At 60.1% G+C, this 2,723-nt stretch carries 4 protein-coding genes; 2 read left to right on the top strand and 2 right to left on the bottom strand.

Annotated features, from left to right (window positions below):
* A partial coding sequence (locus tag BP737_RS11340; protein WP_342686185.1) for a type II toxin-antitoxin system death-on-curing family toxin occupies window positions 1–263 on the top strand: 263 nt, incomplete at its 5' end.
* A gap of 347 nt (window positions 264–610) precedes the next feature.
* Here the strand turns inward: BP737_RS11340 and BP737_RS11345 are convergent.
* Window positions 611–1,468 carry a winged helix-turn-helix transcriptional regulator gene (locus BP737_RS11345; RefSeq protein ID WP_292407738.1) on the bottom strand — a complete coding sequence of 286 codons (858 nt, stop codon included), beginning with the start codon at window positions 1,466–1,468 and terminating at the stop codon, window positions 611–613.
* 22 nt (window positions 1,469–1,490) lie between these two features.
* The gene (locus tag BP737_RS11350; protein WP_292407741.1) at window positions 1,491–1,823 is read right to left on the bottom strand and encodes a hypothetical protein; all 333 of its coding nucleotides are present in this window, start codon (window positions 1,821–1,823) and stop codon (window positions 1,491–1,493) included.
* 699 nt (window positions 1,824–2,522) lie between these two features.
* Between BP737_RS11350 and BP737_RS11355 the strand changes: the two genes are divergently transcribed.
* Window positions 2,523–2,723 (top strand): hypothetical protein (locus tag BP737_RS11355; RefSeq protein WP_342686186.1); only part of this gene is annotated, 201 nt, incomplete at its 3' end.

Genomic DNA, 2,723 nt, shown 5'->3' on the forward strand with positions numbered 1-2,723 from the left:
TGAGGTGTTTCGGGATCACCTCAATCACAAACGGACATGGGTTCTGGCAGGGGAATAAGCGAACTGCGTATACGGCTACGGATGTACTCATACTGCGCGCAAACGGGTACATTTTTGATGCAGACGCGGAAGAGGTGGACCGGTTCATGGTCACCCTGGCCGACCTTGACGATGACGGCAACAGCAGGTATTCGCTGGAGGAGATCGAAGACTGGATTCGCGCAAATACAAAAAGGATGGATATCTTCTCAGTGCTGGCTTAGGAGCTCCAGCGCCTTCCGGTTCTTTTTTATAGATGCCTCTAGTGCGCGTTTCTCGAACGGGGTCAGTCCCATACTGATGATATTTTTAGGCTTCTCTTTTTGATGCCGGATATCTGGCGCAGACACCATGTTGATCCCTTCCCTGTAATACTTGTAATACACTTGTATTACACCTGTAATACAAGTAATGTCAGATTAACCTTTCGAGAAAAATGGCACCATTTTTCCCTCTTGAACATGCTCCGGAGGTACGCCTTCTTTATCCCCGCGGGGTCGAAGAGGCGGGGCGAGAAGACCCCCTGCGCAAGCGGGGGGAGTTCACCACCGTGACAAACAGGGAGTTTCGGTCAGGCCTGCCTCTCCGTATGGACAAACGCGGTCTGTGCGACCTGCGGCGCCCCTCCGGGGTCTGCTGCATCGGTTTCGCTCTGTGGTCCGAGAACTTCTTTGCCGTTGGACCGGCCCAGACCCTGAAAGACCGCACGCGTTTCGCTCGTGAGTGAATAGCACACCGTCCGGCCGTCGCGGTCCGATTCGACGAGCCCGTCGTCGACGAGTCGTTGGAGGTGCCAGGCGGCTACGGGGCGAGAGAGACCGGTAACGTCGGCTACCTCCGCCTGCGTGACGCCGGGGCCGTCGAGGATCAGGCCGAGGATTTCACAGCGAACGCTGTTTCTGCGGTGGAAGCAGGCCGCCTTTTCGGTTGCGTCGTAATCGCCGTTCCGGAAGTAGCCCTTTCTGCCGCCCGGGTGTACGACGCTGACGAGGCCGGCCTCCCGGAGGCGGAGGAGGTGGTAGCGGGTCGTCCCGCGGTTGATCCCGGTGGCGCGGGCGATCTCTATCGACGTGATCCCGGGGTGGTCCCGGATGCAGGCGTAGATCAGGGACCGCTTCTTATGGGCCAGAGGGTGGCGCGAGGACCGGTAGCCGAGGAGCGCAAAGGCGCCGGCGGAGCAGACGAGTTCGACGGGCATCGCAAGGAGCGGGTAGTGGATGAGGAGGACGATGACGAGGAATTCCGACGGCGTGTAGGCCTGCCAGACCGGCACGAACCGCTCGTCGTCGATATAGGTCACATCGGTCGGCAGTTCGGGAGGACCCGGTTCGACGATGATCTTCGCCGCTACCGGGCTCCAGAGGAGGAGCAGGGCCAGAGTCAGAAAGATGAATAAGGGGATCATCTTTCCATGCAATTCAACCCGCATCAGTTGGTGGACTCCCTCAGAACTAATACCCCACATTCAGTGTATACTCCGTTCCTGCCCCCGGGACGTTTTCTCCGAAGATGAGGAACTTCCACGTGCCGGACGGCAGGGAACCGGACTCTGAGAGGGTAAGGGCGATTTTCTCGTCCGTCCTTCCGTCGACACCGTCGCGGTACGGGCCGAGTACGGCGCCTTCCGGCGGGGTTATGGTCAGGGTAATCGAATCGGTTCCGGGATGCTCGTGTCCGCTCCAGTCGAGGTCGACCTTCAGGGTCTTCACGCCCGTGGGCACCGATTTCTCGACGGCCTGATACTCGCCCGGGTGTATCGTGCCTTCGATGGATTGGATATCCATGCCGTCGCCCGCGTCGGGCGTGCAGGGCCATGGCGCCGGGGACGAGGAGGAGGCCGATGAGCAGGACAACGGCCGGTATGCTTTTTCCAATGCGCACACTGCGCTTCGCTATGCTCATGCTGTCATCATGCACCACGTCCGAACCCCCGACCTTAAATTTTCTGTCCATTTCATAGAATCGTCATCGGAGGTGTCCGGACTACTGTTCTCTCCATATTGAAGACGAATTTCCTTAATCCAGGAAATATTGGAGATTTCCAGTGGAAAACAACCCCGCTGCGCCATCCCTCGGGCCGGTGGCATCGGGGATCGATAGGCGGGCGAATTTCCGGGGATCACGCTATCCGGGGGATTTCCGGGCCCCACTGCCGCCGGCAAGAGGGATGTGCGCGCCCGCCGCCACCGGTTTTTCGTCGCCGCCGGGTATTCGGGGCGGCGGTACCTCCTTGGAGGTCCGCGCGGCACGCCGCGCACTCCCGCCCCGGGGCTGGGTCGCGCCGGGGGCGGGCCGATCATTCCGCCAGATTTCGAGATCAGGGGCGATTCTACAGAATTTCTATCAGACCGGTTCTCAGATCTGCAAGCCGGAGCTCATGGTGTATTTCTACTGGAGAGAGGCCATACTGGTGACGGATTGCCCGGTCCCCTGCGTATCGTGAGAATACGACGGCCCGGGTGGCGCCGCGACAGTTCTATGAAATGGACAGAAACGTTATGGGTGGGAACGCCGACGTCTCGATCAGGGAAGCCGCATGCGGTATCCCGCGGGGGCCGGGAAGTTCGATTGCCGTCGTACCCCGGCTCCCACAATGTGCCCGGAGGGCATTAGGGCTGTTGGCTCCCATCGGGGATAGCCGTCACGGTTCCGTGGTCCCTCCCCGGGTGCGCATGAACGAGGTG

Source organism: Methanoculleus sp. UBA291, assembly GCF_002499755.1.
Classification (GTDB): domain Archaea; phylum Halobacteriota; class Methanomicrobia; order Methanomicrobiales; family Methanoculleaceae; genus Methanoculleus; species Methanoculleus palmolei.

Coding starts and splice junctions, on each gene's coding strand:
- BP737_RS11350 (WP_292407741.1), bottom strand. CDS start 1,823: ATGGATATCCAATCCATCGAAGGCACGATACACCCGGGCGAGTATCAG.
- BP737_RS11345 (WP_292407738.1), bottom strand. CDS start 1,468: ATGCGGGTTGAATTGCATGGAAAGATGATCCCCTTATTCATCTTTCTG.